The sequence below is a fragment of the Streptomyces sp. NPDC053493 genome, assembly GCF_044544825.1.
GTDB lineage: Bacteria > Actinomycetota > Actinomycetes > Streptomycetales > Streptomycetaceae > Streptomyces.
The window spans coordinates 176677-202876 of sequence record NZ_JBITXS010000010.1; the positions used below are offsets into that span (position 1 = coordinate 176677).

The 26200-nt window shown below is 73.2% G+C and carries 19 protein-coding genes; 9 read left to right on the forward strand and 10 right to left on the reverse strand.

What is annotated here, in order from left to right; genetic code table 11:
• Positions 1 to 3 precede the first annotated feature (3 nt).
• The 3 genes from ACIGO8_RS26340 to ACIGO8_RS26350 form a co-directional block, all read right to left on the reverse strand.
• Positions 4 to 1347: an ABC transporter substrate-binding protein gene (locus ACIGO8_RS26340; RefSeq protein WP_399735454.1), complete on the reverse strand. Its 1344-nt coding sequence runs from the start codon at positions 1345 to 1347 to the stop codon at positions 4 to 6.
• A 58-nt stretch (positions 1348 to 1405) separates the two neighbouring features.
• The gene (locus ACIGO8_RS26345) at positions 1406 to 2620 is read right to left on the reverse strand and encodes an ROK family transcriptional regulator (RefSeq protein WP_399735457.1); all 1215 of its coding nucleotides are present in this window, start codon (positions 2618 to 2620) and stop codon (positions 1406 to 1408) included.
• Between the two features lie 244 nt (positions 2621 to 2864).
• Positions 2865 to 3929: a mechanosensitive ion channel family protein gene (locus tag ACIGO8_RS26350; RefSeq protein WP_399735836.1), complete on the reverse strand. Its 1065-nt coding sequence runs from the start codon at positions 3927 to 3929 to the stop codon at positions 2865 to 2867.
• Positions 3930 to 4187: 258 nt separating this feature from the next.
• Between ACIGO8_RS26350 and ACIGO8_RS26355 the strand changes: the two genes are divergently transcribed.
• Positions 4188 to 4757, forward strand: coding sequence for an HNH endonuclease (locus tag ACIGO8_RS26355; RefSeq protein WP_399735460.1), 570 nt, complete (start codon positions 4188 to 4190; stop codon positions 4755 to 4757).
• Between the two features lie 16 nt (positions 4758 to 4773).
• On the opposite strand, the gene ACIGO8_RS26360 is transcribed toward ACIGO8_RS26355, so the two are convergent.
• Positions 4774 to 7866: a beta-N-acetylglucosaminidase domain-containing protein gene (locus ACIGO8_RS26360; protein WP_399735463.1), complete on the reverse strand. Its 3093-nt coding sequence runs from the start codon at positions 7864 to 7866 to the stop codon at positions 4774 to 4776.
• 200 nt (positions 7867 to 8066) lie between these two features.
• Between ACIGO8_RS26360 and ACIGO8_RS26365 the strand changes: the two genes are divergently transcribed.
• Genes ACIGO8_RS26365 through ACIGO8_RS26375 form a run of 3 tightly spaced genes read left to right on the forward strand, consistent with a single transcriptional unit; the run spans position 8067 to position 10787 of the window.
• A complete protein-coding gene (locus ACIGO8_RS26365; RefSeq protein WP_399735838.1) occupies positions 8067 to 8327 on the forward strand; it encodes a hypothetical protein in 261 nt (86 codons plus the stop codon).
• A 1-nt stretch (position 8328) separates the two neighbouring features.
• Positions 8329 to 10539, forward strand: a complete 2211-nt coding sequence (gene malQ, locus ACIGO8_RS26370) for a 4-alpha-glucanotransferase (RefSeq protein ID WP_399735465.1) — start codon at positions 8329 to 8331, stop codon at positions 10537 to 10539.
• Between the two features lie 20 nt (positions 10540 to 10559).
• Positions 10560 to 10787 (forward strand): hypothetical protein, encoded by a 228-nt coding sequence (locus tag ACIGO8_RS26375; RefSeq protein WP_399735468.1) that lies wholly within the window; start codon positions 10560 to 10562, stop codon positions 10785 to 10787.
• Positions 10788 to 10970: 183 nt separating this feature from the next.
• Here ACIGO8_RS26375 and ACIGO8_RS26380 read toward each other — a convergent pair whose 3' ends face one another.
• Positions 10971 to 11468, reverse strand: a complete 498-nt coding sequence (locus ACIGO8_RS26380; RefSeq protein ID WP_399735471.1) for a MarR family winged helix-turn-helix transcriptional regulator — start codon at positions 11466 to 11468, stop codon at positions 10971 to 10973.
• Positions 11469 to 11597: 129 nt separating this feature from the next.
• On the opposite strand from ACIGO8_RS26380, the gene ACIGO8_RS26385 reads away from it, so the two are divergent.
• Positions 11598 to 12623, forward strand: coding sequence for an EamA family transporter (locus ACIGO8_RS26385; RefSeq protein WP_399735474.1), 1026 nt, complete (start codon positions 11598 to 11600; stop codon positions 12621 to 12623).
• Positions 12624 to 12628: 5 nt separating this feature from the next.
• Positions 12629 to 13624, forward strand: coding sequence for a DMT family transporter (locus ACIGO8_RS26390; RefSeq protein ID WP_399735477.1), 996 nt, complete (start codon positions 12629 to 12631; stop codon positions 13622 to 13624).
• Here the strand turns inward: ACIGO8_RS26390 and ACIGO8_RS26395 are convergent.
• Positions 13599 to 14036 carry a hypothetical protein gene (locus tag ACIGO8_RS26395; RefSeq protein WP_399735480.1) on the reverse strand — a complete coding sequence of 146 codons (438 nt, stop codon included), beginning with the start codon at positions 14034 to 14036 and terminating at the stop codon, positions 13599 to 13601. The genes ACIGO8_RS26390 and ACIGO8_RS26395 overlap by 26 nt on opposite strands.
• Before the next feature lie 94 nt (positions 14037 to 14130).
• On the opposite strand from ACIGO8_RS26395, the gene ACIGO8_RS26400 reads away from it, so the two are divergent.
• The 3 genes from ACIGO8_RS26400 (at position 14131) to ACIGO8_RS26410 (ending at position 18045) form a co-directional block, all read left to right on the forward strand.
• Complete coding sequence (locus tag ACIGO8_RS26400) at positions 14131 to 15051, forward strand: LysR family transcriptional regulator (protein ID WP_399735482.1); 921 nt, start codon at positions 14131 to 14133, stop codon at positions 15049 to 15051.
• Between the two features lie 59 nt (positions 15052 to 15110).
• On the forward strand, positions 15111 to 16256 hold the full coding sequence (gene alc, locus ACIGO8_RS26405) for an allantoicase (protein WP_399735485.1): 1146 nt from the start codon (positions 15111 to 15113) through the stop codon (positions 16254 to 16256).
• A 79-nt stretch (positions 16257 to 16335) separates the two neighbouring features.
• Positions 16336 to 18045: an FG-GAP-like repeat-containing protein gene (locus tag ACIGO8_RS26410; protein WP_399735488.1), complete on the forward strand. Its 1710-nt coding sequence runs from the start codon at positions 16336 to 16338 to the stop codon at positions 18043 to 18045.
• Between the two features lie 131 nt (positions 18046 to 18176).
• Here the strand turns inward: ACIGO8_RS26410 and pepN are convergent, their stop codons facing one another.
• The 4 genes from pepN to ACIGO8_RS26430 all read right to left on the reverse strand — a co-directional run bounded on the left by pepN (position 18177) and on the right by ACIGO8_RS26430 (position 26142).
• The gene (gene pepN / locus ACIGO8_RS26415; RefSeq protein WP_399735490.1) at positions 18177 to 20756 is read right to left on the reverse strand and encodes an aminopeptidase N; all 2580 of its coding nucleotides are present in this window, start codon (positions 20754 to 20756) and stop codon (positions 18177 to 18179) included.
• Between the two features lie 141 nt (positions 20757 to 20897).
• Entirely contained in the window at positions 20898 to 21914 is a 1017-nt protein-coding gene (locus ACIGO8_RS26420; RefSeq protein WP_399735492.1) for an aspartate-semialdehyde dehydrogenase, read from the reverse strand.
• A 158-nt stretch (positions 21915 to 22072) separates the two neighbouring features.
• Positions 22073 to 25402 (reverse strand): S8 family serine peptidase, encoded by a 3330-nt coding sequence (locus ACIGO8_RS26425; protein ID WP_399735494.1) that lies wholly within the window; start codon positions 25400 to 25402, stop codon positions 22073 to 22075.
• 197 nt (positions 25403 to 25599) lie between these two features.
• The gene (locus ACIGO8_RS26430; RefSeq protein WP_399735496.1) at positions 25600 to 26142 is read right to left on the reverse strand and encodes a CGNR zinc finger domain-containing protein; all 543 of its coding nucleotides are present in this window, start codon (positions 26140 to 26142) and stop codon (positions 25600 to 25602) included.
• Positions 26143 to 26200 lie beyond the last annotated feature (58 nt).

Below are 26200 nucleotides of genomic sequence, written 5' to 3' on the forward strand. Positions count from 1 at the left end.
CGGCTACTTCGCCTTGGCGATGTCGGTGTCGATCTGCTGCGCGGTCTTCGCGAGGCCGCCCTTGAGGTCGCTCACCGCGCCCTTCTCGTAGCTGAGGGCGAAGTCCTGCAGGGTGTTGAGGTAGGTGGCGCCGTTGACGGCGCCGGCCGGCGTGTTGGACTTCGGGTGCCGGGCGATGTCGAGGAAGGTCTTGAAGCGCGGGTCGAAGGTCAGGTCCGGCGACTTCAGCGCCTCGAAGGTGGAGGGCACGTTGCGGATGCCGTTGGCGAAGCCGACGACGGCCTTGGTGTCGGTGGTCATGAACTTGACCAGTTCCCAGGCGGCGTTCTGCTTCCTGCTCTGCGGCGCGATGCCCATGATCGTGCCGGACAGGAAGCCCTTGCCGTAGTCGGCCGCCTGGCTGTCCGGGACGGGCATCGGGGCGACGCCGATGTCGAAGGGCACCTTGGCGTCCGTGGCCATGCCGAGCCGCCATTCGCCGTCGAGCTGCATGGCGACCTGGCCGGTGTGGAAGGGGTGCTTGGCGCCCCACTCGTCGCCGAAGGAGGTGCGGTACTTCTCCAGCTTCTCGTAGCCGCCGAGTTCGTCGACCATCTTCTTCTGGACGGTCATCATCTCGGCGATCGCCGGGTCGGTGCCGACGGTGGACCTGCCGCTGGCGTCGAAGTAGGCCGGGCCCCAGCTGCCCAGGTAGTGCTCGGTGGTCGTCTCGTAGCCGTGGTAGTTCGGCATGAAGCCGAGCCGCTCGTAGCCGCCGCCCTTCTCCTTGGTGAGCTTCTTGGCGTAGGCGAGCAGCTCGGAGTAGGTCTTCGGCGGCTTCTCGGGGTCGAGGCCGGCCGCCTTGAAGGCGTCCTTGTTGTAGTAGAGGCCGTAGGCGTCGGTGAGCAGCGGCATCGCGCAGCGCCTGCCCTCGAACTGGGTGTAGTCGAGGAGCGTCTTCGGGATGATCGCGGCGAGGTCCAGCCTGGACTTCTCTATGAAGGGCTTGAGGTCGGCGAAGGCGCCCGAGGAGCAGAACTTGCCGACGTTGGACGTGGTGAAGGACGAGACGACGTCGGGGCCCTTCGAACCGCCGGTGCGCAGCGCCTGGTTGAGCTTGTCGTCGTCGATGTTGCCGACGACCTCGACCTTGATGTTGGGGTGCGCGGTCTCGAAGCGCTTGATGTTGTCGGTGATGGCCTGCACCTCGGAGGGCGCGGACCAGCCGTGCCAGAAGGTGATCGTGGTCTTCGCGTTCGGGTCGTCGGTCGCGCCGTGGGTCGCGGAGCCGGTACACGCGGAGGCGAGGAGGGCGGTGGAGGCGGTGGCGGCGAGTGCGGCGACGAGCCTGCGGGGGCGTGCGGGCATGACGGGTACTCCCTGGACGGGTGGAGGAGGAGGAAGGGGCGGGGCGGCCTGGTGAGGTCTAGCGGGAGGTGTCGAAGACCTCGTCGCGGGTGGCGGCGAGGGCGGACTCGAGCGCGCCGCGCAGGACGGGATGCCGGTCGACGGCGGCGAGGACGAGCCGCGGCCGGGCGGCGGCGAGGTCGGCGAGCTGGGTCTGGACGCGGGCGCGCAGCGGCTCGCCGCCGGGGCTGATGGCCTCGCCGGAGAGCACGAGGAGTTCCGGGTCGAGCACGGCGACGAGGGCGGCGAGCCCGGTGGCGAGGCGTTCGGCGTAGTCGTCGAGGAGGCGGGCGTAGCGCTCGTCGTCGGTGTGGCGTTCCACGGCCTCGCGCAGCAGCCGGGCGGCGACCTCGACGTAGGGCTGCTCGGGCGTGCGGATGCCGAGGGCCTTGGCGATCCGCGGTACGGACTGGACGCCGGCGAGTTCCTGGAAGCCGCCGGAGTTGGCTTTGGCGACCTGCCGGACGAGCGGGGTGCCGGGCACCGGCAGGAAGCCGACCTCGCCGGCGCCGCCGGTGAAGCCGCGGTGCAGGCGGCCGCCGAGGACGAGGGCGGCGCCGAGGCCCGTCTCGTTCCACAGCAGGACGAAGTTGTCGTGGCCGCGGGCGGCGCCGAGGCGCTGTTCGGCGAGGGCGACGAGGTTGACGTCGTTCTCGTACTCGAACGGCATGGGCAGCGCGAAGGCCAGCTCCTGCAGGAGGGTGGGGGAGTGCCAGCCGGGCAGGTGGGAGGCGTAGCGCAGCCGTCCGGTGGCCGGGTCGAAGGCGCCGGGCGTGCCGATGACCAGGCGGTGGACGTCGGCGAGGGCGAGTCCGGCGTCCTTGACGGCCCCGTCGAGGGCGTCGACGACCTGGCGTACGACGTCGTCGGCGGCCCGGCCGGGCGTGGGCAGCCGGAACTCGCCCACCACCTCGCCGGTGATGTCGGCGACGGCCGCGTGCAGGCCTTCGGGAGTGACGTCGAGCGCGGCGGCGTGCGCGGCCCGCGGGTTGACCGCGTACAGCTGCGCGTTGGGCCCGGGCCGGCCCTCGGTCGTCCCGGTGGCCACCACGAGTCCGGCCGCTTCGAGCCGGGCGAGGAGCTGGGAGGCGGTGGGCTTCGACAGCCCGGTCATCTTGCCGATCCGGGTGCGCGACAGCGGGCCGTGCGCGAGCAGCAGATCGAGCGCGGCCCGATCGTTCATGGCCCGCAGCACCCGTGGCGTCCCGGGCGTTCCCGGCGTCGTACCGGCCATCGCGTTCCCCCTGCGTGAGCTGCACTGTTAGGAAAGTTTCCTATTGGGTTGGGAGGAAGGTAAGGCCGACGTCGTCGAACCGTCAATACCCGGACACCGCCCGCCTTGCGCGGGCCGGTGCGGAAGCGGCGGTCGGACCGCCACGCGGGCCGACGGAAATCACCGCGCGGGGCACCGAGAAAAAGGGGGGCGCCCCGCCGGTGGCCGGCGGGGCGCCCCTCGCGTCCGTGCACGCGCCGGCGCGCTACTTGGTCAGGTCCGGCCTCGGCAGCGGCGTGGCCGCGGCGGACTGCGGAGAGGACGGCGACGCGAAGGCCGACGGGGCCGCGACGGCGGCCGACGGGTCGGCCGCGGCCGGCTCCTCCACCTGCGGCGGGATGCCGCCGACGATGCGGATGCCCGCCTCGTCCAGGGCCCGCTTGATGCGCCAGCGCAGCTCGCGCTCCACGCCCAGCTTCTTGCCCGGCATCGTCTTCGCCGAGACCCGGACCGTCATCGAGTCCAGCAGCACCTCGGTCAGGCCGAGCACCTCCACCGGGCCCCACAGCCGCTCGTTCCACGGCTCTTCCTTGGACATGGACTCGGCCGCCCCGGCGATCGCCTCGCGGACCCGGTCCAGGTCCTCCGTCGGACGGACGGTGACGTCCACGGCCGCCGTCGCCCAGCCCTGGCTGAGGTTGCCGATCCGCTTGATCTCGCCGTTGCGGACGTACCAGATCTCGCCGTCGACGCCGCGCAGCTTCGTCACCCGCAGGCCGACCTCGATGACCTCGCCGGAGGCGACGCCCGCGTCGACCGTGTCGCCGACGCCGTACTGGTCCTCCAGGATCATGAAGACACCGGAGAGGAAGTCCGTCACCAGATTCCGCGCGCCGAAACCGATCGCCACACCGGCCACACCCGCGGAGGCGAGCAGCGGTGCCAGGTCGATCTTGAAGGCGCCCAGGATCATCAGCCCCGCCGTGCCCAGGATCAGGAACGACGCCACCGAGCGCAGCACCGAGCCGATCGCCTCCGAGCGCTGGCGGCGCCGCTCGGCGTTGACGAGCAGACCGCCCAGCGCGGTGCCCTCCACCGCCTGCGCCGACCGGTTCATGCGGTCTATCAGCTTGGTCAGCGCCTTGCGGACCAGCATCCGCAGCGTCAGCGCGACGACCAGGATGAGGACGATCTTCAGTCCGGTGTTCAGCCAGGTGGACCAGTTCTGCTCCACCCAGCCCGCGGCGTTCGTCGCCTTCTCCGCCGCCTCGTCCAGCGTCACCGGAACGGACTGCGAATCGTCGGCGGTCGCCAGGGCGGACCAGGACAACGGGGGCACAGCGAGAACCTCCAGGCAGGCGTGCGCGATCCATCCACACTAACGGGGGACGAGACGTCCTCCCGTTGCCGTGTGCACAGGGGAAGACGGATCGCGGCCGGGGAAGACTCCCGTACGCGTGCCGATGTGGTCGAGAACACCCCAGGGCCGTTACCTCCATGTGGTGGCGCACCGACCAGGCATGAGGAGAGACTGAGAGCAGTTCGTCCCGGCGCGAGCCACGCGCCGCCGGCGTCATAGGAGGCATCCGTGCCGCATGTCCTGGTCCTCAACGCGTCGTACGAGCCGCTCGGCGTCGTACCGCTCCGCCGCGCGCTCGTCCTCGTCCTCGAGAACAAGGCCCTCTGCCTGGAGGAGTCCGGCGCCTTCCTGCACAGCGAGAGCCGCGTCATCGCCGCGCCCAGTGTGGTGCGCCTGAAGCGGTTCGTCCGGGTCCCCTACCGGGGGCCCGTTCCCTTGACCCGCAGAGCCCTCTTCGCCCGCGACGGCGGTCGCTGCATGTACTGCGGTGGCGTCGCAACCAGCGTCGACCACGTCATTCCGCGCAGCCGCGGCGGGACCCACGCCTGGGACAACGTCGTGGCGGCCTGCCGCCGCTGCAACCACGTCAAGGCCGACCGGCACCTGCGCGAGCTGGGCTGGCGGCTGCGGCACCAACCCGCCCCGCCGACCGGACTGGCCTGGCGGATCATCGGGACCGGCCACCGCGACCCGCGGTGGCTGCCCTACCTCCAGCCGTACGGCGCGGACGACGCCCTGGCCCGGATCGACGCGGTCGCCACCGTCCCCCACACCCAGGGGGCCGTGACGACCGGTTGAGCCGGGCCTCGCGCGTTCACGGGGAGCCGGGCGCCGGCGTGCCGCCCGGCTCCTGCCGCGGCGCGTCGCCCGGGCCGTCGCCCGGGCCGCCGCCCTGGGCGTCGTCCGGCGCGGCCTTCGGCTCGTGGGACGGGCCGGCGGGCCGGCCGGTGTCCACGGCGTACGTCTCCACCGACCACAGCGAATAGCCGTACCGCGTCGCCCGCCCGTCGCCCTGCACCCGCAGGAAACGGGTGTCGGCCGCGTCCATGCGTACGGCCTCGCGCCCGCCCCGCCCGTCGCGGACCGTGGCGGCGGTGCGCCAGACACGGCCGTCGGCGGAGACCTGGATGCGATAGCGCGAGGCGTAGGCGTCCTGCCAGTGCAGCACCACCCGGCCTATCCGGGCCGGCTCGGCCAGCTCCATCTGCCACCAGGCGCCGTCCTCGGCGGGCGAGGACCAGCGGGTCGCCGGATCGCCGTCGACCGCGAGCGCGGCGGGGAAGTCGGGCGTCTCGTCGCCCGAGGACGAGGCCGTGGCCGTACGGGCCAGGTCCGGGCCACCGGTCCGCGGGAACGCCCGCACCGTCAAGGTCCGCTCCTCGCCCGCGAAGGACACCGGCACCTCGTACGAGCCGGCCGGCACGTCGGCCGCCACCGACACCTCCAGCGGCACCGTGGTCCGGGCGCCGCGCGGCACCACGGCCTCCTTCGCCACGTCCTTCGGCAGCCGCACCGAGACGCCCTTGGGCGGCCGTACGGTCAGCGGCCCGCGCACCTCCGCCGCGCGCCGCCCCGCCAGCGTCACCTCCACCCGCTGGGCCGGGCCGCCGATCTCGGCGTCCGTCTCCGCGCGGGCGAGCTCGAGACCGGCCCGCGGCTCGTCGGCGAACCACGGCACCAGCGAGCGCACCCGCCCGGGCGCGCCGCCGCTCCACACGATCCGCAGCGCCTGGGCCCGCAGGCCCTTCAGATCGGCCTGGGTCCAGCCGGAGGCGGCGAGCGGGCCGAGCCGGCGCCAGCCCTCGCCCGGCACGTACGCCTCCAGGAAGCCCTGCGCGGGCACACCGCCGGAGCCGCCACCCGGCTCCGTCATCACCGTGAGGGTGTCCACCGGGCGCGAACGGTCGAGCCGGACGGTGTACGCGTCCTCGGCGGCGTCCGCGGTCACGCCGGGCGCCCGGCCGCGGTCGGCACCGGTCCAGGCCGCCGACTCCTTCGCCGCCCGGGCGAGGAAGCCGTCCAGGACGCCCTTGCCGACCGTCACCCCGCCCGGCCGCAGCTCGGCGCGCCGCCGCTCCAGGTCGAGCTGGGCCCGCCAGGCCCCGGCGCCGTCGCCGCGCGCCTGCGCGAGCAGCATGTCGACGGCCGTCTCGCCGGCCGCGCCGTAGCGCGCGAGACGGTCGAGCCACGGCCCGGTCTCGGCGCCGAGGGCGCCGCCCGCCGTGCCCTTCAGCCGCCCGGGAGCCTCGCGCATCACGGTGAACGCGGCCCGCAGCTCGCGGGCCGCCTTCTCGCGCGCGGCCGGGTCGTGGCCGGTGCGGCTGGCCCAGAAGGCGGCCGTGAGCGGCTTCAGATAGGCCGACTCGCCGTCCGGGTCGAGGAGCGAGGAGGCGCCGTTGCCGGCGAGTGCCCGCAGCGCCTCGCGCGCGGCCGGGTCCGGGCCCGCGAGCGCGTCGACGGCGGCCCGCCAGGACTCCTCGGGCCGGTAACCCTTCGGATTCCAGGCGAAGTCGGCGGTGGTGAACAGCGGCACGCGGGAGGCGGCGGCCTGCTCCATGGCGTTGGCGAGGAAGCCGGCGGAACCGGCGGCCACGGCCGGCTCGCGGCCGGTGGCCGGGCCGAGGAAGAGCCGGTCCTGGGCGTAGTCGTTGACCGGGTAGTTGTCCATGGTGACCAGCGGGTGGCGCAGCGCGTCGCGCGCCCCGGCCAGCTCCCGCCCGGTGATGGTGCGCGGCACCGCGCCGACGCCCGTCCAGGCCACCTCCACGCGCGGGTCGAGGGCGCCGGCGAGCGCGGTGCGGTAGTCGGTGGCGCCGTCCTGGTAGTACTCGGTCGGCATCAGCGACAGCGGGGCCGCGCCCGGATGGCGGTCCACCAGGTGCCGGGCCACGGCGTTGGCCACGTGCGCGTGCGCCCGGGCGGCGGCCTCGGGCCCGCGCCCGAAGGCGTCGGCGTCGGCGGAGCCCTCGCAGCCCCACTCGCTGTAGCTGACGTCCTGGAACTGCAGCTGGAAGGCCCGCACGCCGAGCGCCCACATGGCGTCGATCTTCCTGGTCAGGGCCTTCAGGTCGGCGTCGGAGGACAGGCACATGGCCTGGGCCGGGGCGACGGCCCAGGCGAGCGTCACATGGTTGGCGGCGGCCCGGTCGGCCAGCTCCCGGAACGCGGCCCGCTCGGCCGCCGGGTAGGGCTCGCGCCACAGCGCCCGGCGGTAGGGGTCGTCACCGGGCGCGTACAGATAGCGGTTCTGCTTGGTGCGGCCCATGAAGTCGAGCTGGGCGAGCCGGTCGGCCTGCGACCAGGGCCGGCCGTAGAAGCCCTCGGTCAGCCCGCGTACGGCCGTGCCCGGCCAGTCGCGCACGACGGCGCCCGCCAGCGTCCCGCCGGCGCCCACGAGCTGACGGAGGGTCTGGACGGCGTGGAAGAGTCCGTCGTCGCCGACGCCGTCGAGCACGACCGTGTCCCGGCCCTGGAGCTCTCCGGTCGCCAGCCGGTAGCCGCCGTCCGGCAGGTCTCCCCGCTCGGGCACGCCCAGGGCGCGCAGCGCCGTCTCGGTCTCGAACGTGTCGCCGATCCGGATCAGCGGGCCGCGGCCGGGCAGGGTCTCGTGCACGGTCCGCACGCCGGCCGCGTCCAGCAGGGCGCGCAGCGCCTCGACGGCGTACGGGTCGGCGTCGGGAGGCGCGAGCAGCGTCACCTCGCGGCCGAGCGCCACGGTGTGGCCGGTGCCCGCCAGGGACTGGGGCCGGGGCCAGACCGAGGGCGGGGCGGCGGGCTGCCGGTCCGGCGTGGTGACGGGAGGGACGGGTGCGGCCTGGGCGACGCCGGGTACGCCGCCGCCGAGGAGTCCGCCGATCACCGCGGCGGCCACGGCCGTCGCGGTCCGCTTCCTGCGCCCGAGGTGCACGGGGGACTCCCCTTCCCTTTGGTCACGCTGTTCGCTCGTCGTTCGCTCGTCGTGCTCGCTCTTTGGTCACGATTCGATGACGAGCCCACCACCCGGGCCGACGGAGTGTCAATGCACCTGGTCGAACTGTCCGATTTGCCCGTCATCCTTTCGGCGAGGTGACGTCGGTTCGCCAGATTCGACCGGTAGAACGGGAAACGATGGGTAGGGCTCCACCAGCCGTCCAGATGTCTTATCTGTCGAGACGAACCGGGAGATCCCCCGTGACCGCGACCTCCGCGACCGACCACGCCTGCAAACGGATACGCATTCCGACCCAGGGAGCGCCGCTCACCAGCGAGCCGCCCCTCGCCGACGCCACCCCTCTCACCAGCGAACCGCCCCTCACCGAGGTGGCGCCACTGACCAGCGAACCCACCGTCCGCGCCGCCGCGGGCGGCTCGGAGTCCCCCGGAGTGTGACGTGACCCTGGCCCGTCTCGCCGCCCTGCACGGCGTCGCCACCGAGTACGCCCCGTCCGAGGGCGTCACGGTCACCGTTCCGGACGCCACCGTGGTGGCCGTCCTGCGCGCCCTGGACGTCGACGCGTCCACACCGGAGGCGGTCGCCGCGGCGCTCGACGCGGCGGAGCGGGCCGGCCGGGAGCGTCTCCTCCCGCCCACCGTGGTGCTGTGGCGGGACGAGCCCGCGGACACCACCGAGGCCGGGACCGGAGCGCGGGAGACCGGTGAGGCGCCGGAGGGCGCGGGGACGCCGCGAGGGGCGTCGCGGAGCGCCGGGACTCCGGGAGCCGGTGAGGCGCCGGAGGGCCGTCCGCGGGCGCTGCGCGGCCTGCCGCCCGGCACCCGGCTGACCGTCACCACCGAGGACGGCCGGACGGTCACCGGCCTCGACCCGCGCGGTCTGCCGCTCGGCGTGCACCGCTTCGCCGCCGACGCGCCCGACGGGCGCCGCTCCACCGGCACCCTGATCGTGGCGCCCGCGCGCGTACCGACGCCCGGGCGACGGGTGTTCGGCCTGCTCGTCCAGCTCTACTCGCTGCTGTCCGGCCGCTCCTGGGGCATGGGCGACCTCGGTGACCTGCGGGAGCTCGCCGACTGGGCGGGCCGGACGCACGGCGCCGGATTCGTGCAGGTCAACCCGCTGCACGTGGCCGTGCCCGGAGCGCCCACGGACCCTTCCCCGTACCGCCCCTCCTCGCGCCGCTTCCCCGACCCGGTCCATCTGCGGGTCGAGGACGTCCCCGAGTACGCCCATGTCGACCCGGCCCGCCGCGAGGAGCTCGACCGGATCCTCGCCGACGCGGCCGAACAGCGCGAACGGGTCCTCGGCAAGGGCGCCCTGATCGACCGTGACGCGGTCTGGGACGCCAAGCGGCGCGCCCTGGAGCTGGTCCACACCGTGGAGCTCGCACCGGGCCGGCGGGCCGCCTACCGCGACTTCCTGGCCGAGCGCGGCCAGGCCCTGGAGGACCACGCCACCTACCAGGCCCTGGCCGAACGCCACGGCCACCAGTGGCGCCGCTGGCCCGAGCCGCTGCGCGAACCGCGCGGCGCGGAGGCGGCGGTCCGGGCCGACGCGGAGCTGGCCGCCCGGGTCGACTTCCACTGCCGGCTCGCCTGGCTGACCGACCGGCAGCTCGCGGACGCGGCCCGGGCCGCCCGGGAGGCCGGGATGGCGGTCGGGATCGTCCACGACCTGGCCGTCGGCGTCCACCCGGACGGCTCCGACGCCTGGGCGCAGCAGCACGTCTTCGCCGCCGGCATGTCGGTCGGCGCGCCGCCCGACGCCTTCAACGCCCGCGGCCAGGACTGGGGCCTGCCGCCCTGGCGCCCCGACGCCCTGGCCGCCGCGGGCTACGCCCCGTACCGCGGTCTGCTGCGCGAACTCCTGCGGCACGCGGGCGCGCTGCGGATCGACCACGTCATGGGCCTGTTCCGGCTGTGGTGGGTGCCCGAGGGCGAGGAGCCGACGCGGGGCGCGTACGTGCGCTACGACTCCGAGGCGATGCTCGCGCTGCTGGTGCTCGAGGCCCACCGGGCCGGCGCGGCCGTGGTCGGCGAGGACCTGGGGACGGTCGAGCCGGGCGTACGGGAGGCGCTGGCGCGGCGCGGGGTGCTCGGCACCTCCGTGCTCTGGTTCGAGCGGGACTGGGCCGGCACCGGCCGGCCGCTGTCGCCGGGCGAGTGGCGCGCCGACTGCGTGGCCACCGCCACCACCCACGACCTGCCGTCCACCGCGGCCCGGCTGTCCGGCGACCATGTGACGCTGCGCCACCGGCTCGGGCTGCTCACCGGCGACCTGGAACGCGAGCGGAGCCGGGACACCGCCGAGACCACCGAGTGGCTGGGCCTGCTCCAGCGGCTCGGATTCCTGCCGGAGGGCCCGGGCGACGAGGCGGCCGAGGTGCGGGCCGTGCACCGGTTCCTGGCGGCGACACCGGCCCGGATGGTGGGCATGTGGCTGCCGGACGCGGTGGGCGACCGCCGGCCGCAGAACCTGCCGGGCACCTGGGACCAGTACCCGAACTGGCGGCTGCCGGTGGCGGGCCCGGACGGGCAGCCGGTGACCCTGGAGGAACTGGCCGCCTCGCCCCGCGCCCACGACCTGCTGAGGCTGCTCGCGGAGCGGGTCGGAGCCCGTACGGCACCCCCGGGCGCGCGGGCCGTTTAGGTGTTCGCTACTTTTGCACCGTGGACAAGAAGAACGCCCTGCGCGCCGGCGCCGTCGCGGCCGGTACGACGCTGATGATGCTGCTCATGTCGTCCCCCGCGCTCGCGCTGACCCGCGACGACGGTGACGACCCGGCCCCCAAGCTGGAGGTCATCGAGACCATCGGTCTTTTCGTGGCCGCCCCGCTGGTGCTGTTCCTGGTCATCGCCGGCCTGGTGATGGTGCTCGACAAGTCCAAGAAGGCCTGAACAAGTAGGCCGGCCTGAACAAGAGGGCCTGATCAGCAGGCCTGACCGGCAGGTCTGAGCCGAGGAGGCCTCGGCCTCACTCCGACGTTCACGAGGGCGCCGCGCGGTACGGGAAGGTACCGCGCGGCGCCCTCGCATGTCCTCACCCGGTGGCGGCGCGCTCGCTCGTCGTCCCGCCGGTCCTCACGCCGTGGTCGCGAGCAGCTTGCGCAGCAGGCCGGCCAGCTGCTCCGCCTCCTCCCGGGTGAGCGCCGCCTCCAGGGCCGCGCGCTGCTGGGCGAGCCCGGCGCCGACGGCCTGGTCGACGAGGGCGCGGCCCTCGTCGGTGAGGGTGACCCGCAGTCCGCGCCGGTCGTTCGGGTCGGGGCTGCGGGTGAGGTAGCCGGCCCGCTCCAGCTTGTCGAGCCTGCCGGTCATCCCGCCCGTCGTGATCATCAGCGTGGCGGTCAGCTCGCGCGGCGAGAGGGTGTAGGGCGCCCCGGACCGCCGCAGCGTCGCGAGCACGTCGAACTCGCCCAGTGACATCCCGCCGTACTGCGCGTACGCCTTGTCCACCTTGCCGCGCATCGCGTTCGCGAGCCGGTAGATCCGGCCGAAGACGGCCATCGGCAGCGTCTCCAGGTCGGGGCGCACCGCGGCCCACTGATCGGCGATGGCGTCGACGGCGTCGTGGTTCTCCATGTCCCCAGTTTCTCCCCTCGGTGACTCGGTTGCAAGAAAGCCACTTGCAAGTAAGTAGCTTAGTGGTAAGTTAATTACCGCCAAGCCAGCCAGTCGGCCGGCGAACGCCCACCGCAGGGGGAAACCGTCATGTCCCGCAAGGCCGCGACCGTCGCACTGACCGCACTCGCCCCGATCTCCTGGGGCTCCACCTACTTCGTCACCACCGAGTTCCTGCCGCCCGACCGGCCGCTCTTCACCGGCCTGATGCGGGCCCTGCCCGCCGGGCTGGTGCTCCTCGCCCTCACCCGCAAGCTGCCGCAGGGCGCCTGGTGGTGGAAGTCGGCGGTCCTCGGAGCCCTCAACATCGGCGCCTTCTTCCCGCTCCTCTTCCTCGCCGCCTACCGCCTGCCCGGCGGTGTCGCCGCGGTCGTCGGATCGGTCGGCCCGCTCTTCGTCGTCGGCCTCGCCGCCCTCCTCCTGGGTGACCGGCCCACCGTGAAGGCGATGCTCACCGCCGTCGCCGCCGCCTTCGGTGTCAGCCTGGTGGTCCTCAAGGCGGGCGCGGCCTTCGACACGGTCGGCGTGATCGCCGGACTGCTCTCCTCGCTGTCGATGTCCGCCGGCACCGTCCTCACCAAGCGCTGGGGCCGTCCCGAGGGCGTCGGAGCCCTCGCCCTCACCGGCTGGCAGCTCACCGCGGGCGGCCTGGTCCTGCTGCCCGTCGCCTTCCTGATCGAGGGCGCGCCGCCGGCCCTCACCGGCACCAACCTGGCCGGCTACGCCTACCTCGCCTTCGGCAACACCGCCATCTCCTACTTCCTCTGGTTCCGCGGCATCGAGCGGCTGAGCGCGTCCTCGGTCACCCTCCTCGGCCCGCTTTCGCCGATCACCGCCGCCGTCATCGGCTGGGCCGCCCTCGGCCAGGCGCTCGGCCCGGTCCAGGTCGCCGGCATGGTGATCGCCTTCGGTGCGACGCTGGCCGGCCAGTTGAACGGCCCGGCGAAGCCCGCGAAGGCCGCGGAGGCCGCGACGCTTGCCGAGGTCGCGGAGATCGCGGAGCCCGTACAGGCCGCGCAGGCCGCGCAGGCCACGCAGGACGGATCGTTCAGCTCAACTGAAAAGAACGGTCAGGAAGTTTCGATGGACCTGGAAGGTTCGACGATGCGACGGTAGGCGGCATGAACCTCACGACCGCACGCCACCCGACCGCCGGCCCCACCGCCACCGGCACCGCCACCGACAAATCGACCGACACCCACACCGCCACCGAGAGGCCGGCGCCCGCGAGAAGGCTCGCGCGGGGCGCCGGCCTCGGCGTGCTGCTCGCCCTGCTCGCCACGGTCGTCTGGTCCGGCAGCTTCGTCGCCACCCGGGACATGGCCGACTCGATCCCGCCCGTCCAGGCCGTCTTCTGGCGCTGGGTCGTCGCCCTGGTCGCCGTCGCCCCGTTCGCCGCCTGCCCGTTCTGGCGGCAGCGCCGGGTGATCCGCCGTCACCTCGGCTTCGTCGCCCTCGCCACGCTGTTCGGCGTCACCCTCTACAACACCCTGGTCCACCAGGCCGGTCTGACCACCTCCGCCTCCAACATGGGCATGATCATGGCCGCGTCGCCGGTGATCATGGCGGTCTACGCCCGTCTCGGCGGCGAACGGCTCGGCGTCCGCCGCGTCCTCGGGATGCTGGTCGCCGCCCTGGGCGTGCTGCTGCTGGTCGGCAAGGGCTCGCTCGCGGTCGACTTCGCCGCCGGCGACCTGTGGATGTTCGCCGCGGCCCTGTCCTTCGCCTCGTACAGCGCCCTGCTCAAGCGCAAGCCCGCCGAGATCGACCAACTCGCCTTCCTCTTCACCACGTTCGTGCTCGGCGCGCTCATGCTCGCGCCCGCCTACGCCCTCTCGCTCGCCGTCCAGGGCGGCTTCCCCGTCTCCGCCGGGACCGTCGGCCCGCTGCTCTACGTCGGCGTGTTCTCCTCCGCCGTCGCCTTCTTCGCCTGGAACCGCGCGATCGCCCTGATCGGCGCCGCCCGCGCCGGAGCCGTCTACTACCTCCAGCCCGTCTGTGTCGCCCTGCTGTCGTACGTGCTGCTCGGCGAGCGCCTCGGCCTGCTCGGCGTCGCCTGCATGGCCCTGATCCTCGGCGGTGTCGCCCTCGCTAGCGCGACCCGTGCGCGGGCATGAGCGGGACGGGCATCACGACGAGCGCGAACACGAGGTGCCCCAGCGCCAGGAACAGGAGCATGTGGGCCGTCGACGCGAACAGCAGGAACCACAGCGGGAGCAGGAGCAGCCCGGCGAGGCGGGCGCGGAAGGCCGTCCCGGTCCGTTCGCCGAACAGCGCGCAGAGCCAGGAGATCAGGACCGACGGCACCGCGATCACCCAGACCATGTCGAGGGCGAAGCCCAGGTGTTCCAGGACGAGCGCGCCGCGGGAGGGGAACTCCGAGGGGTCCTGCCAGGAGTCGGTGACCCGCGGTGTCGTCAGCCCGACGGCCAGCCAGGCGGCCAGATATGCCAGGACGTAGCGCGCGGCGACGTCGGCCAGGCGCAGGCCGACGGCGCCCAGGCCCCGCCAGGGGCTGTGGGTCGTCATGCGGTCATCCTGACAGAGGAACTGAACGCGTTCAAGGCGATTCTTGAACGCGTTCAGGGCTGTTGGCCGTGACCGGCCCGGTAGGTTGCGCCCCATGACCGAGTGGGACATCAAGAAGCTCCAGATCCTCCGCACCCTCCGCGACCGCGGCACCGTCACCGCGACCGCCGAGACCCTGCTCATGACTCCCTCGGCCGTCTCCCAGCAGCTCAGCAACCTGGCCAGGCAGCTCGGCGTGCAGCTCCTGGAGGCGCACGGACGCCGGGTCCGGCTCACCGACGCCGCGCACCTCGTCCTGCGGCACGCCGAGGCGGTGTTCGCCCAGCTGGAGCGGGCCGAGGCCGAACTCGACGCCCATCTGCGGGGCGAGGCCGGGCGGGTACGGGTCGCCGCCTTCTCCACCGCCGTGCCCGCGCTCGTCGTCCCCGCCGTGCAGGCGCTGCGCCCCGCCCACCCTGGGCTCGACGTGCGGGTCCGGGAGGCCGAGGCCGCGGAGGCGTACGAGCTGCTCACCGCCGGCGAGGTCGATCTGGCGCTCTCGCTCGCGGCCCACGCGCCCACCGCCCGCGATCCCCAGTTCAGCCGGGTGCCGCTGCTCGCCGACCCGCTCGACGTCGCCCTTCCCGCCGGGCATCCACTCGCCGACGCGCCCGGCCTCCGGCTCGCCGACCTGTCCGCCGAGCCCTGGATCTTCGGCGGCTCCGGGCCCTGGTCGGAGATCACCACCGCCGCCTGCGAGGCCGCCGGCTTCGTGCCCGAGCAGGCGCACAGCGCGGCCGGCTGGACCGCGATCCTCGCCATGGTCGAGGCCGGGATGGGCGTGGCCCTGGCGCCCCGGATGGCCGCCGCCGAGCGCCGGGCCGGAGTCGTCATGCGGGTGCTCTCCGCCGATCAGCCGCGCCGCCATGTCGTCGCGGCGGTACGGCGCGGGGCGGAGGAGGGGCCCGCGGTGGCGCGGGTGCTCGCGGCGCTGCGGCAGGCCGCCGTCCAGCGCGAGACCGTTCAGCAAGCCTGAAAAGATCTGTCGAAAACATTCGATGGACCTGCCCGGTCGGTCGGCGGCACAGTCGACACATGAGCCTCGAAGCGAACGACCACGGCCCCGACCTCGACCCGCACGCCAACGACGCCGCGCCCTACGGCGGCGGCGACCCCCACGCCGACTACCGCACCGGTGACTTCCCGTTCACCGAGCTCGTCGACCTCGCCGACCGCCGCCTCGGCGCCGGAGTCGTCGCCGCCAACGACGAGTTCTTCGCCGAGCGCGAGAACCTCCTCGTCCGCGAGCGCGCCGTCTTCGACCCCGAGCACTTCGGCCACAAGGGCAAGATCATGGACGGCTGGGAGACCCGCCGTCGCCGTGGCGCCGACGCCGCCCACCCCTTCCCGGCGCCCGAGGACCACGACTGGGCGATCGTCCGCCTCGGCGCGCCCGGCGTCATCCGCGGCATCGTCGTCGACACCGCCCACTTCCGCGGCAACTACCCGCAGCGGGTGAGCATCCAGGCCGCCGCCGTCGAGGGCACTCCCGGCCCCGAGGAGCTCCTGGACGCCCCGTGGGAGGAGCTCGTCGCGCCCACGCCCGTGCGCGGCCACGCCGCCAACGGCTTCGAGATCACCGCCGAGCGCCGCTACACCCACGTCCGGCTCTGCCAGCACCCCGACGGCGGCGTCGCCCGCCTCCGCGTGCACGGCGAGGTCGTCCCCGACCCCGAGTGGCTCGACGTCCTCGGCACGCTCGACCTGATCGCCGTGGTCAACGGCGGCGTGTACGAGGACGCCTCCGACCGCTTCTACTCCTCGCCCACCCAGATCATCCTGCCCGGCACCTCCCGCAAGATGGACGACGGCTGGGAGAACCGCCGCCGCCGGGTGCGCGGCACCAACGACTGGGTGCGCTTCCGGCTCGCCGCGCAGGGCGCGGTGCGCGCGGTCGAGATCGACACGGCCTACCTCAAGGGCAACTCGGCCGGCTGGATCGCCCTCCAGGGCTGCAACGGCGATCCCTCGGGAAGCGCGGAGTGGTTCGAGATCATCCCGCGCACCCGCCTCCAGCCCGACACCCTGCACCGCTTCCGGCTCCCGGCGCAGGCCGTGGTCACCCATGTCCGCCTGGACGCCTTCCCCGACGGCGGCGTGGCCCGGATGCGGCTGCACGGCAGCCTCACCGCCCAGGGCGCGGCCGACCTGCGCGCGACCTACGCCCGGCTGACAAACTGACCGGCTGACCGGCTGACCGGCTGACCGACGGGCGGACGACCTGGCAGGTCCACGGCAAAAGATCACTAGGCTCTCGGCCATGAGACTTCTCCAGAGAGCGACGGCCGCGCTCGCGCTGCTGGTCTCCGCGGTCCTCACGACCGCGGGGCCGGCCGCCGCCGACGTCGTCGACCCGGCCACCGCACCGCCGGCCCGCGTCATCTCGTACAACGTCTGCGGCGCCTCCTCCGTCTGCCAGAGCAAGCTGGACCTGCCCACCTGGACCGCCAAGGTCAAGGAGCAGACCCTCGCCTGGGACACCGACGCGCTGATGCTCCAGGAACTCTGCTTCACCCAGTGGACGGCCGTGCGCGACGCGCTGGCCGACGCCGGCTACACCGCCGTCTGGGGCTTCGCGACCAAGACCTCCGGCTGCGGCCACTGGGGCGGCACCGACAACGGCTTCGGCCTCGGCGTCTTCGTCAAGGCCGCCGCCGTCGACCGCTACACCGCCCAGCTGACCACGCCCGGCACCGAGCCCCGCCCGGTGCTCTGCGCCCGCGGCCCGATCGACGGCCGCGCCACCCTCGTCTGCAACGTCCACCTCGACCAGAAGATCACCCCCGACAACGGATCCGCCGAGGCGCTCGCCCACGCGGACACCTGGGCGGCCGGACTCCCGGTGATCCTCGGCGGCGACTTCAACGCCGGTACGGAGCCGGCGTACGACCCGGTGCTCGACCCGGTCCGCCAGGGCACGCCCGGCACCGGCCCGTTCGTCGAGGCCGACGAGAACGACCAGGACTTCTTCACCCCGGCCTGCACGAGCGCCGGCGCCGCCGTCTGCCACTCCGGCGAGCCCACCGTCGCCTCCGGCAAGAAGTTCGACCACGTCTTCCTCACCGCCCGCGACTTCCGCACCGTCCGCGCCGACGCCCTCGAACCCGAGCCCGAGGGCACCGCCCCGCTCTCCGACCACAAGCTGCTGCGCGCCGCCGCCTATCCGCTCCAGCCCGGTGACCTCACCGGCGACGGCCGGCCCGACCTCCTCGCGGTCAAGGACGACGGCACCCTGCGCCTCTACCCCGGCACCGGCACCGGCGCCCTGTCCGGCATGCGCCAGACCGGCGCCGGCGGCTGGACCGGCGCCGCCGTCAGCCACCGCGGCGACTGGACCGGCGACGGCCGTGAGGACGTCGTCGCCCGCATCGGCGACGAGCTGTGGGTCTACCCGAACACGGGCAACGGCGAGCTCGGCACCCGGATCGCCATGGGCGGCCGTCCCACCGGCTGGTCCAACGGCGCCGCCCTCCCGCTGGCCGCCGGCGACGTGGACGGCGACGGCCTTCCCGACGTCGTCGCCCGCAGCACCACCGGCCTCTGGCTGCACCGCGGCGGCCCGGCCGTCGACGGAAAGCCCACCTTCGCACCCCGGGCCGCCGTCCAGATCGGCCCGGCCGCCTGGGCGGGCTACGACGTGATCCTGCCCGGCGACGTCACCGGCGACGGCAAGGCCGACGTCTGGGCCCGCGACCGCGCCACCGGAGAGATCAGGCGCTACGTGAGCCAGGGCGCGGCGCCGCTCGCCGCCGACCCGGCGCCGCTGACCGGCGGCCCCTGGACCGTCGCCGACCGGCGCCTCGCCGTCTCGGCCGGCGACGCGAACGGCGACGGCCGGGCGGACCTGTGGACCACCCGTACCTCCGGCACCGCCGAGAACCTGGAGTTCTTCCCGGGCACCGCCACCGGCCTCGGCACCCCGACGACGGTCGGCACCGGCGGCTGGCAGTGGCTCACCGCCCTGGGCTGACGCGGCCGCCCACGGAAAGCGCCCCGGGCCGAGGAGCCCGGACGCGGAAACGGCCCCCGGCTGAAGAGCCCGGGCACGGGAAAGGCCCCGGACCGGTGCGGTCCGGGGCCTTTCCCGTCAGGTCACGGCGGTCAGGAGGCCGCCGCCGCGTCCGCCGCGCGGGCCTTGAGGGCGCGCTCGACGCCCGCGCGCGACTCCGTCACCAGACGGCGGAGGGCCGGCGCCGGGTCGTTGGCGGCGATCCAGGCGTCGGTGGCGTCCAGGGTCTCCTGCGAGACCTGGAGCGTCGGGTAGAGGCCGACCACGATCTGCTGGACGATCTCGTGGCTGCGGGTCTCCGAGACGCGCTTGATCGAGGCGAAGTACTTCGCCGTGTACGGGGCGAGCAGCTCGCGCTGGTCGGTCTGGACGAAGCCGCCGATCACCGCCTCCTGCACCGCGTTCGCCAGCGTGTCGTTCTCCACGACCGACGCCCACGCCTCGGCCTTGGCGGCCTCGGTCGGGCGGGCCGCGCGGGCCGTGGCGGCGTGCCGCTCGCCCGCCGCCGTACGGTCGCGCTCGAGCTCGGCCGCGATCTCCGGCTCGTCGTAGACGCCGGTCGCGGCCAGCCGCTGCACGAAGGCCCAGCGCAGCTCGGCGTCGACGGCCAGGCCCTCGACGGTCTCGCGGCCCTCGAGGAGCGCCGCGAGCAGGTCGAGCTGCTGCGGGGTGCGGGCGGTCGCGGCGAAGGCCCGCGCCCACGCCAGCTGGTGGTCGCTGCCCGGCTCGGCCGCCTGGAGGTGGGCGAGGGTCGCCTCGGTCCAGCGGGTCAGGCCGGCCTCGCGCCACTCCGGCGCCGCGTACAGGTCGAGGGCCGCCTTGACCTGGCCCTGGAGCGACTGGACGACGCCGATGTCGGTCTCCTTGGCGATGCCGGAGAGCACCAGGTCCAGGTACTCGCGGGTGGCGAGCTCGCCGTCCCGCGTCATGTCCCAGGCCGAGGCCCAGCACAGCGCCCGCGGCAGCGACTCGGTGAAGTCGCCGAGGTGGGCGGTGACGTTGCGCAGGGACACCTCGTCGAGGCGGACCTTGGCGTAGGACAGGTCGTCGTCGTTGAGGAGCACGACCGCCGGGCGCTGCCTGCCCGCGAGCTGCGGCACCGAGGTCAGCTCGGCCGCCTCGATGTCCAGCTCGGCCCGCTCGGTGCGGACCAGCTTGCCGCTCTCGTCCAGGTCGTAGAAACCGATGGCGATGCGGTGCGGGCGCAGCACGGGCTCGCCCTTGGCGCCGGCCGGCAGGGCCGGGGCGGTCTGGCGGACGGCGAAGGAGGTGATCGCGCCGTCCTCGTCGGTCTCGATCTCGGGCCGCAGGACGTTGATGCCCGCGGTCTCCAGCCACGCCTTCGACCAGGCCTTCAGGTCACGGCCGGAGGTCTCCTCCAGCGCGCCGAGCAGGTCGGTCAGCCGCGTGTTGCCGAACGCGTGGCGCTTGAAGTACGCCTGCACGCCCTTGAAGAACTCGTCCTGGCCGACGTACGCCACCAGCTGCTTCAGGACGGACGCGCCCTTGGCGTAGGTGATGCCGTCGAAGTTGACGAGCACGTCCTCCAGGTCGTTGATGTCCGCCATGATCGGGTGCGTCGACGGCAGCTGGTCCTGGCGGTAGGCCCAGGTCTTCTCCGCGTTGGCGAAGGTGGTCCAGGCGTTCGGCCAGCGGGTGCCCTCGACGGAGGCCTGGCAGGCGACCGAGGTGTAGGTGGCGAACGACTCGTTCAGCCACAGGTCGTTCCACCACTCCATGGTCACGAGGTCGCCGAACCACATGTGGGCGAGCTCGTGCAGGATCGTCTCGGCCCGGCGCTCGTAGGCCGCGTCCGTCACCTTCGAGCGGAAGACGTACTGGTCGCGGATGGTGACCGCGCCCGCGTTCTCCATCGCGCCCGCGTTGAACTCCGGCACGAAGAGCTGGTCGTACTTGGCGAACGGGTAGTCGTACGCGAACTTCTCCTGGAACCAGTCGAAGCCCTGGCGGGTCACGTCGAAGATGTGGTCCGCGTCGAGGTACTCGGCCAGCGACGGGCGGCAGTAGATGCCGAGCGGGACGACCTGGCCGTCCTTGCCCTCGTACGTCGAGTGCACCGCGTGGTACGGGCCGACGATCAGCGCCGTGATGTACGTGGAGATGCGCGGGGTCGGCTCGAAGACCCACACGTCGTCCTTGGGCTCCGGCGTCGGCGAGTTGGAGATGACCGACCAGCCGCCCGGCGCCTTCACGGTGAACTGGAAGGTCGCCTTGAGGTCGGGCTGCTCGAAGGAGGCGAACACGCGGCGGGCGTCCGGCACCTCGAACTGCGTGTACAGGTAGGCCTGGCCGTCGACCGGGTCGACGAACCGGTGCAGGCCCTCGCCGGTGTTGGTGTACGCGCAGTCCGCGACGACCTTCAGCTCGTTGCGGCCCTGCTTGAGCTGCGGCAGCGTGATCCGGGAGTCCCGGAAGACGGCGGCCACGTCGAGGGCGTGTCCGTTGAGCACGACCTCGTGCACGGCGGGCGCGACGAGGTCGATGAAGGACTCGGCGCCCTCCTCGGCGGAATCGAAGCGGACGGTGGTGACGGACCGGTAGGTGCCGCCCTCCTGCGCACCGGAGAGGTCGAGGTCGACCTCGTACGCGTCCACGGACAGCAGCTTCGCCCGCTGTGCCGCCTCTTCACGGGTCAGGTTTGTGCCAGGCACCCGGTCAACTCCTCGGTTTCGTGACGTTTGGCCCATCCTTCCACGGGGTGTGTCGGCCGCGCACGGCGCATTTCCCAGGGCGAACACGCCGGAGGGCGGCCGCCTTGCGGACGGCCGCCCTCCGATGCGTACGGGCCGGTGTCAGCCCCGCAGCTCCGCCGCCACGAGCTCGGCGATCTGCACGGCGTTCAGCGCCGCGCCCTTGCGCAGGTTGTCGTTGGACAGGAACAGCGCGAGGCCGTTCTCGACGGTCTCGTCGACCCGGATGCGGCCCACGTAGGAGGCGTCCTTGCCGGCCGCCTGGAGCGGGGTCGGGATCTCGGAGAGCTCGACGCCCTCGGCGTCCTTCAGCAGCTCGTAGGCGCGCTCGACGCTGATCGGACGCTCGAAGCGGGCGTTGACCTGGAGCGAGTGGCCGGAGAAGACCGGGACGCGCACACAGGTGCCGGAGACCTTGAGGTCCGGGATCTCCAGGATCTTGCGGGACTCGTTGCGGAGCTTCTGCTCCTCGTCGGTCTCGAAGGTGCCGTCGTCGACGATCGAGCCGGCCAGCGGGACGACGTTGAAGGCGATGGGACGCTTGTAGACGGCGGGCTCGGGGAAGTCGACGGCCTCGCCGTCGAAGGCCAGCTGGTCGGCGTTCTCGGCCACGGCGCACGCCTGGGTGCGCAGCTCGGCGACGCCCGCGACGCCCGAGCCGGAGACGGCCTGGTAGGTGGTGGCGACCAGCGCGGTCAGGCCGGCCTCCTGGTGGAGCGGCTTGAGGACCGGCATGGCGGCCATGGTGGTGCAGTTCGGGTTGGCGATGATGCCCTTGGGGCGGTCCTTGACCGCGTGCGGGTTCACCTCGGAGACCACCAGCGGGACCTCGGGGTCGCGGCGCCAGGCGGAGGAGTTGTCGATCACCACGGCGCCCTGGGAGGCGACCTTCTCGGCGAGGGCCTTGGAGGTGGCGCCGCCGGCCGAGAAGAGGACGATGTCCAGGCCGGTGTAGTCGGCGGTGGAGGCGTCCTCGACCGTGACGCCGTCCACGACGGTGCCCGCGGAGCGGGCGGAGGCGAACAGCCGCAGCTCGTCCACCGGGAACTTCCGCTCGGCCAGAATCTTCCGCATGACTGTGCCGACCTGACCGGTGGCTCCGACGATTCCGACCTTCACGGGGACTCCTCCGTACGTTTGTGCAGGGTGCTGCCATCCATGATGCGTATGTCCACGGCCGCCTTGTCCAATCGATTGTCCAAGGGACGGGACGGGTCGGAAGACGCCGAAGGGCGGGCGCCGGGTTCCGGCGCCCGCCCCGCTTGGGTCGTGCGGTGCTACGGCGTGACCTTCTCGATCACCACGCTGCCGGTGCCCGCGGAGGTGCCGCGCGCGTTCAGCAGCTGGACCTCGCCGAAGAACTGCCGGCCTTCGGGCGCGGCGGCGTTCACGAGGACCTCGGCGGCCACCTCGGCGGCGGCGCCGTTGGCCAGCTGGACCTGCTTCGACTCGTCGACCTTCACGGAGCCGAGCGCGGACGAGTAGTACACGTCCTTGTAGTCGTAGCTGGTGCCGCCGGCGGCCTGCACCGAGTAGCCGTCGATGACGACGGTGTAGGTGCCCGCGGCGGGCTTGATCAGGGTGACGGACTCCTCGGAGTCGCCGTCGGCGGACTGGCCCACCTGGGTGTCGCCCAGCTTGACCGTGAGGTCGAGGTCGGCGGCCAGGTCGGAGGTGTTGCCGATGGCGATGTCGAGGCGCTCCACGCCCTCACCGATGGTGACGGTCTTGATCTGCTGCTCGTGGTGCTGGATGGTCGACTTCTCGGTCTTCTGCGAGCCGAGCGGGCCGCCCTTGAGCCGGCCGTCGAGCGCGGCGAAGCCGTTGGTGACCTTCCAGGTGACCGGAGCCGGCGTGCCGATCTTCGCCTCGGAGACCGTCTGGACGGCCGGGTCGAAGCCGGCGCCGAGGACGGACACGTTCAGGGTGAACGGGTTGTCCAGGTCGGGCGAGGTACGGCGGGACTCGACGATGATCTCCCAGACGCCCGGGATCGGGTTGGCGTAGGAGCGCACGTCGGGGCGGCAGGTGTTCGCCGGGTTGTAGTGCGGGTAGCACTGGTTGGTCGCGTTGTCCTCGAGGGCCACGCCGTACGGGTGCTGGGTGATGAACCGGGTCTGGCTCTTCTCCTTCAGCCCGCCGAGCGAGACCTCGAGCGACTTGGCGCCCTTGGGCACGGTCACGAAGTACGACTTGTGGCTGTTGCGCTGCGTCGAGGCGGTGGCGGTGAAGCCGTAGCCCGGCGCGGCCAGGTCGTGGGAGACGACCGAGGTGGCGAGGATCTGCTTGTCGACGCCCTCGGTGCGCTCGTCGTCGGCCTCGAGGATGACGCTGTGCACGCCGGCGGTCCGCGGACGGGCCTCCAGACGGACGGTGACCGGCTTGTTCAGCGGCAGGTCGATCTCGTCGTCGCCGAGGATGCGGAAGGTGCCGTCGTTGTACTTCAGGTCCAGCTCGTGCTCGATCGCCCGGTCCGGGCCGTTCGTGCGCGTGATGGTGACGTCGTAGACCTTCTTCTGGCCGACCTTGAGGCCGCCCTCGCGGTCGTACACACCGGTGCCGGTGTGCGGGGCCGGGAAGATCACGGTGTCGACCGGGGCCTGGACCTTGTAGTCGTGGGCGGTGGCACCGTCCTTGATCGACTCCCAGGCCTCCTCGATGTCGATGAGGCCGGCGCCCTGCTCGTGGGCCGCGACGCCCGGGATGCGCTGGGCGGTCGAGGTGAGCGCGGTGCGCAGGGTGAGCGGGGACAGCGCGAGGTGCTTCTGCTTCGCCGCGGAGATCAGCAGCGCGCTCGCGCCCGCCGCCTGCGGCGAGGACATCGAGGTGCCGTTGAGCATGCCGTAGCCGGCGGGCAGCGCGTAGCCCGACTCCGGGACGCCCGCGCCGGGCAGCCAGGTCGGGATGGTGTTCACGGCCGAGCCGGGCGCGGAGATGGTCGGGGTGAAGCCGCCGTCCTCACGCGGGCCGCGCGAGGAGAAGGGGAACATGGCGTACTTCTTCTCGACGGCCGAGCCGTAGTTGGCGGCCCAGGTGTCCTGGGAGACGGCCGCGCCGACCGACAGGACCTTGTCGGCCAGGCCGGGGTCGCCGATCGTGTTGATGCCGGGGCCCTCGTTGCCGGCCGAGATGACCAGCTGCACGCCGTACTCGTCGATGAGACGGGTGTAGAGGCGGGCGCGCACGTTGTCGCCGTCGTTCTGCAGCGGCAGGCCGCCGATCGACATGTTGACGATGTCGACGCCGCGGTTGGCGACGAGGTCGATCATGCCCTCGGTGAGCGCGGTGTTGGTGCAGCCGCCGGTCCAGGTGCAGGCACGGGCGGAGACGATCTTCGCGCCGGGCGCGGCGCCGTTCATCCTGCCGCCGAACAGGCCGTTGGCGGCGGTGATGCCGGCGACGTGGGTGCCGTGCGCGGACTCGGCGAGGCCGATGTTGACGAAGTCGCGCTTCTGGCCGACCCAGCTGCCGCCCAGCGGGTCCATCGGCACGTCCTTGCGGATCTGCACGACGAACGGGGTCTTCTCGACGACGTCGGTGGCCGGGTTGTCGGTACCGAAGTAGCCGACCTGCGCGCCGTCCTTGTACGGCTTCATCGGCGCGTTGTTGGTGAAGTCGCCGTCCTGGTCGTTGTCCACCCGGACGGTGCCGGCGGCGGCGTCGTACAGCAGGCCGAAGACGTCGGTGGTGTCGCCGTCCCGGTTGATGTCGCCCTTCGGGTCGCCGCCCTTGGTGACGGACTCGCTGAAGCGGCTGAAGGTGTAGGCGCCCTCGGGAGCCTTCCAGCTCTGGCCGGAGGCGGTGAAGACGGGGCCCGTGACCGGGGTGACCTGGGCGCGCCAGGTGCCGTCGCTCTCGGTGAGCGGGTCGGTGGCGGTGACCCAGTCGACGATCTTGCGCTCGCCGGTGGTGGTCTTCTGCAGGGCCGGGTGGCCGAGGTCGACACCGGAGTCGAGGATGCCGATGGTCACGCCGCGGCCGTCGGCCTTGGGGTGCTCCTTGACGAAGTCGACCGCGCCCGTCTCGTGGGACGGGTTGTACGGGTTCTTCGCCGGGGTGTCCTTGCCGGGGGCCGGCCAGGTCTTCGTGACGGTGGTGCCCTCGACGGCTCCGGTGGTGCCGGCGTCCGGCGTGGGGTCGTCGAGCTCGATCTCCGCCTGGAGGTCGATCGACTGGACCGAGGAGAGCTTGCCGGCGGCCTTGATGGCCGCGTCGGCCTTGCCGGTGGGCACGGTGGCGCGGACGTAGCCGAGCTTGTCGTCCTGCCGGCCGACGGAGGCGCCGGGCACGGCGTCGAGCTGGCCCGCGACCTGCTCGGTGGCGCCGGGGGCGGTGGCGACGAGGAGGGTGACGTTCGGCGCGCCGGCGGCCTCGGCGTCGGACAGGCGCTGGGCGTCGGTGGTGCCGAGCTTGTCGGCCGGGTCGGCGGTCTTCACCGGGTGGGTGGCCGGGTTGCCGGCCGCCGGGTCGTCGGCGGCCAGGACCGGGGCGGCGCCGGCCGCGACGAGCGCGGTCACGAGGCCGGCGGCGGCGGCGATGCGGGCCGCGCGTCTGGTCCCGGTGTTCGAGCGCCCGGGTATGGAGCTCTGCTTTTCGGGGGTGGTCATTTACATCCCTGAGATGAAGGAGAGGGTCCGGATTCCGGTACCGGATGACCGCTCAGCCTTTCGTAAACGACCGGGGTTTGGGGAGAGTTGCAAGGCCGCCGAATGCGCACATGGCGCACATCCGCCACTGCGGAGCATGCGCCATGCGGGACGAAACGGCCCCAACGGGGGCGTTGTGCCGGGACGGGCTGTCGGGACTAGTTGTCCTTTGTACGGGCATAGTGGCGCGAGGCCTTGGCCCGGTTGCCGCACGCGGCCATCGAGCACCAGCGGCGGGTGCCGTTCCGCGAGGTGTCGAAGAAGTGCAGGATGCACGCCTCGTGCGCGCAGCCGCGGATGCGTTCCGGATTGGCCCGCAGCAGATCGAGGTAGTCGCGGGCGGCGGTCCAGCCGGGGCCCCAGGCCGGGTCGGCGAACTCCGGCTCCTCGCCGGGGCCTTCGGTGGTGAGGGTGGCCCGGATCCGGCCGTGACCGAGGATCGCGTCGACCCGGGCGGTGGCCGCGGGCTCGCCGGGCCGGTCGACGAGCGCGGCGAGCGCGTCCCGGGCGGCCAGGGTGTGGCGCAGGGTGGCCGCGTCGGCCGTGAAGCGCCGGTCGAGGCCGTTGGCGGCCAGCCAGACGGCGAGACCCTCGGTGCCGGTGAGCAGGTCCTGGCGGACGCCGTCCTCGTTCCAGCGCGTGTTGAGCAGGTCCAGGGAGACGGGCTCGCCGGTGAGCGGCCGCGGGTCGGTGACGGTCATGGCGGACGGCCTCCTCGACGGACGGTTTTCGGACTAACCCCTCAAGAGTACGTGACCG

Bases quoted from the DNA above. Each gene is read 5' to 3' on its own strand.
- ACIGO8_RS26385 (WP_399735474.1), top strand. From the start codon at position 11,598: ATGTCCCGCAAGGCCGCGACCGTCGCACTGACCGCACTCGCCCCGATC.
- alc (WP_399735485.1), top strand. From the start codon at position 15,111: ATGAGCCTCGAAGCGAACGACCACGGCCCCGACCTCGACCCGCACGCC.
- ACIGO8_RS26410 (WP_399735488.1), top strand. From the start codon at position 16,336: ATGAGACTTCTCCAGAGAGCGACGGCCGCGCTCGCGCTGCTGGTCTCC.
- ACIGO8_RS26345 (WP_399735457.1), bottom strand. From the start codon at position 2,620: ATGGCCGGTACGACGCCGGGAACGCCCGGGACGCCACGGGTGCTGCGG.
- ACIGO8_RS26395 (WP_399735480.1), bottom strand. From the start codon at position 14,036: ATGACGACCCACAGCCCCTGGCGGGGCCTGGGCGCCGTCGGCCTGCGC.
- ACIGO8_RS26380 (WP_399735471.1), bottom strand. From the start codon at position 11,468: ATGGAGAACCACGACGCCGTCGACGCCATCGCCGATCAGTGGGCCGCG.
- ACIGO8_RS26425 (WP_399735494.1), bottom strand. From the start codon at position 25,402: ATGACCACCCCCGAAAAGCAGAGCTCCATACCCGGGCGCTCGAACACC.
- ACIGO8_RS26390 (WP_399735477.1), top strand. From the start codon at position 12,629: ATGAACCTCACGACCGCACGCCACCCGACCGCCGGCCCCACCGCCACC.
- ACIGO8_RS26365 (WP_399735838.1), top strand. From the start codon at position 8,067: ATGGGTAGGGCTCCACCAGCCGTCCAGATGTCTTATCTGTCGAGACGA.
- ACIGO8_RS26340 (WP_399735454.1), bottom strand. From the start codon at position 1,347: ATGCCCGCACGCCCCCGCAGGCTCGTCGCCGCACTCGCCGCCACCGCC.
- ACIGO8_RS26400 (WP_399735482.1), top strand. From the start codon at position 14,131: ATGACCGAGTGGGACATCAAGAAGCTCCAGATCCTCCGCACCCTCCGC.
- ACIGO8_RS26430 (WP_399735496.1), bottom strand. From the start codon at position 26,142: ATGACCGTCACCGACCCGCGGCCGCTCACCGGCGAGCCCGTCTCCCTG.